This is a genomic window from Cytophagia bacterium CHB2 (genome assembly GCA_030263535.1).
Classification (GTDB): Bacteria; Zhuqueibacterota; Zhuqueibacteria; order Zhuqueibacterales; family Zhuqueibacteraceae; genus Coneutiohabitans.
The window spans coordinates 1-3,834 of the sequence record SZPB01000488.1 but is presented as its reverse complement, the minus strand read 5'-3'; the positions used below and the strand labels follow the sequence as shown (position 1 = coordinate 3,834).

At 56.8% G+C, this 3,834-nt stretch carries 3 protein-coding genes; all 3 read left to right on the top strand.

Annotation, left to right across the window (positions count from 1 at the left end; all coding sequences use genetic code 11):
* A partial coding sequence (locus tag FBQ85_27725) for an efflux RND transporter permease subunit (GenBank protein ID MDL1878923.1) occupies positions 1–2,672 on the top strand: 2,672 nt, incomplete at its 5' end.
* 114 nt (positions 2,673–2,786) lie between these two features.
* A complete protein-coding gene (locus tag FBQ85_27720; GenBank protein MDL1878922.1) occupies positions 2,787–3,131 on the top strand; it encodes a P-II family nitrogen regulator in 345 nt (114 codons plus the stop codon).
* Between the two features lie 43 nt (positions 3,132–3,174).
* A partial coding sequence (locus FBQ85_27715) for a cation-translocating P-type ATPase (GenBank protein MDL1878921.1) occupies positions 3,175–3,834 on the top strand: 660 nt, incomplete at its 3' end.

Genomic DNA, 3,834 nt, shown 5'->3' with positions numbered 1-3,834 from the left:
ATTCGGATGGCGATGCAAGCTCTTCATCGCGCCAGTCCGACTTCACTCCACTCACCGAAGAACAGCTCATCGACTTGCGCACCATGCAGGATTGGCTCGTGCGGCCCTTGCTCAAAACCGTGCCCGGTGTCGCGGACGTGAACTCGTTCGGCGGTTTCGTCAAGCAGTATCACGTGTTGGTCGATCCCGATCAATTGTTCAAATACAAACTCTCGCTGCGTGAAGTTTTTGAGGCGATTGCCGCCAACAACGCCAATGCCGGCGGCGGCATTCTCAGCCACAACGCCGAGCAATACGTGGTTCGCGGCCTTGGCCTCATTCAAACGATTGACGACATCCGTAACATCGTCGTCGCGGAGCACGAAGGCGTGCCGATTTACGTGCGCAACGTTGCCGAAGTCGTCGTCGGCCCGGAAGTGCGGCAAGGCGCGAGCGTCAAAGACGGCAAAGGAGAAGCGGTCGTCGGCATCGTGATGATGATTCGCGGCGGCTCGGGCCGTGACGTGGCTGCTAACGTCAAGGAAAAAGTAGCCGAGATCAACGAGCAGAAAGTCCTGCCCGGCGGCGTAAATATCAAAGCGTTTTACGACCGCACCGATTTGGTGGAGGCGTGCATCAGCACCGTCACCAAAGCGCTGGAAGAAGGCGTGGTGCTGGTGATCATCGTGCTCTACCTCTTTTTGCGCAGCTTTCGCGGCGCGCTCGTGGTGGCGCTCACCCTGCCGTTGGCGACGCTGTGCACGTTCATCATCATGAAGGCGGTCGATCTCTCGGCCAACTTGATGACGCTGGGCGGCCTCGCCATCTCCATCGGCATGGTCATCGACGCGGCGATCATTCAAGTGGAAAACGTGCAGCGCCATCTCTCCGAAAAAGGCGCGGGCGAGCACAAGCTGCACACCGTGCTCGAAGCGGTGTTGGAAGTGCGAAAGCCCAGCCTCTTCGGTGAGATGATCATCGCCATCACCTTTCTTCCCATCATGACGCTGCAAGGTTTGGAAGGCAAAATGTTCGCGCCGCTCGCCCTCACCATCAGCATTGCGTTGTTCGCCTCGCTGCTGCTGTCGATCTTCGTGATTCCGGTGATTTGTTTGCTCATATTGAAGCCGGAAACCGAGATTGGCTTTCATGGTCACCACAATCTCGGCATGGGCGTAGCAAACTCGCTTGCCGCGGTCGCCGGCGTTTCGGTGATGCTCGTTGCCAGTCTGGCGTTGGTGCCATTTCTCGGCACTGAGTTTATTCCGATTCTCGACGAAGGCTCGCTGACGCCACAAGTGCTGCGGCTGCCGAGCATTTCGCTGCCGCAATCCGTCGCCATCGAAAACGTCGTGCAGCAAACGTTGATGGAATTTCCGGAGGTGATGACGATGGTGTCGAAAATCGGCACCGCTGAAATCGCCACCGATCCGATGGGGCCGAACGTGAGCGATCCCATCGTCATGCTCAAGCCGCGCAGCGAATGGACGACGGCGAAAACCAAAGAAGAGCTGGTCGAAAAAATGCGCGAGCGGCTGGAAAAAATTCCCGGCGTGGCGTTCAACATGACGCAGCCGATTGCATTGCGCGTCGATGAGCTGATCTCCGGCGTCAAATCGCAAATCGCCATCAAAATTTTTGGCGAAGACATGGACGTGCTCAAAGCCAAAGGCGATGAGATTGTCAAAGTGGTGTCGGGCGTGCGCGGCGCGGCTGATCTGCGCGCCGAACAGGTCTCCGGCCAGCCGTATTTCACCATTGAGATCGACCGCCCCAAAATCGCGCGTTACGGCATCAACGTCGCGGACATTCAGGAAATCATCGAAACCGCCGTAGGCGGAAAAGTTGCCACGGACGCGTTTGAAGGCGAGCGGCGCTTCGGCGTGCTCGTGCGCTTTCCGGAAAATCGGCGCAACGATTTGGAAAGCATCGGCAACATTCTGGTCGATACGCCGGAGGGCATGCGCTTGCCGCTGGCGCAATTGGCGAAGCTCGCGCTCGTCGAAGGCCCGGTGCAAATCAGCCGCGAAGACGTTAAGCGCCGCCTCGTGGTGGAGTGCAACGTGAATGACCGCGATATCGGCAGTTTTGTGGCCGAGGCCCAGCAGAAAATTCGCGAGCGCGTGACGCTGCCGTCCGGCTATTTCATCACGTGGGGCGGCGCGTTCGAAAATCAGCAGCGCGCCATGCAGCGCCTCGCCATCATCGTGCCGCTCACCATCGCGCTGATTTTCTTTTTGCTGTTCTCCAGTTTCCATTCGATAAAGCAAGCCGGACTCATCATCATGAATTTGCCGTTCGCGCTCATCGGCGGCATCGTGGGCTTATTTATTTCCGGCCAATATCTCAGCGTGCCGGCCTCGGTGGGATTCATCGCGCTGTTCGGCGTCGCCGTGCTCAACGGCCTCGTGCTGGTGTCGTATTTCAACAAACTGCGAGAAGAAGGCCGGCCCATCGAAGAGGCGGTGCTGCAGGGCTGCGAGCTGCGCTTGCGCCCGGTGCTGATGACCGCGGTGGTGGCGATGCTCGGTTTGATTCCGTTGCTCTTCGCCACCGGCCCCGGCTCCGAAATTCAACGCCCGCTGGCAACGGTCGTGATCGGCGGATTGATCACCTCGACACTGCTGACGCTGGTGGTGCTGCCGACGTTGTACGCGTGGTTTGAAAAACCCAGAGTCGAAGCAGAGATGTAAATGACAAATTAAAAACTGGCCGGTCGCTTGATTCCATCGATTGCAGGATGAAATTGATTTTTTCAGCGACCGGTCAGTCAACCGGCCAGTCATAATCATTAAACGGAGATAGCCATGAAAGAAGTCAAAGCCATCATTCGCCCATTTTTGCTGTCGAAAGTCGTCGAAGCGCTCCGGCAAATCGAAAGCCTGCCCGGTCTCACCGTTGATCGCGACGTGCGCGGTTTCGGGCGCAGTCCCATTGGTCAAGATCAAGATAAAATTATTGACGACTTGGTGGAATACATTCCCAAAGCCAAGCTCGAAATCGTCGTGCCGGACGAGCTCGTCGAAAGCGTTGTGGAGACCATTCAGAAGAATGCTCATACCGGCAATCCCGGCGACGGAAAGATCTTCGTCATCAACGTTGAAGAGGTTGTGAAGATTCGCACCGGTGATCGCGGGAAAGAGGCGTTGTGATGAACAAGACAGGAGCTGATTCCTGTTCGTTGGAGAAATCTGCATGGAAAAAGAACTGCAATTGGAAATTCCTCTTTTGCTCCCGCAAGTGGAAGATGAAAAAGATCAATGCGTCGAGCGCTTGCTGGAGCGCGTGTGGTCGCAGCGCGGCATTGTGCAAGCGCACGTGGAACGCAAGAACGGCGAAGCTTGTTTTTGTCTGCATTACGATCCCAATCTGGTGTCGCTCAATCAGGTGCGGCGTTTGGCCGAGAGAGCCGGCGCTGAAGTGACTGAGCGCTACAAACACGAAACGTTCCGCATCACCGACATGGATTGCGGCGATTGCGCCGCCAGCATCGAGCACATTCTGGGTCGCGTCGACGGCATTTTGACCGTCGCAGTGAACTACGCGGCAGAAAAAATGCGGGTCGAATATGATAGCGCCAAAATCACCCGCGAAAAAATAGTTCAGCGCGTACAAGCACTGAACTATCAAATTCAAAAACCAGAGAAGCCGGAGAATTGGCTGCAGCGCAATTGGGAACTGGTGCTGTCGCTGCTGTCCGGTGTATTTCTGGCAACGGCCTATTTCGGAGAAACGTTTTTTGCGTTGCCGAAAACCGCGGCGCTCGCGCTGTATGTGCTCGCCTATCTCGCTGGCGGCTTCGATGCCACGCGCCACGCCCTCAAAGCCGCGCTGCTCGACCGTCCCAAGTCCGTC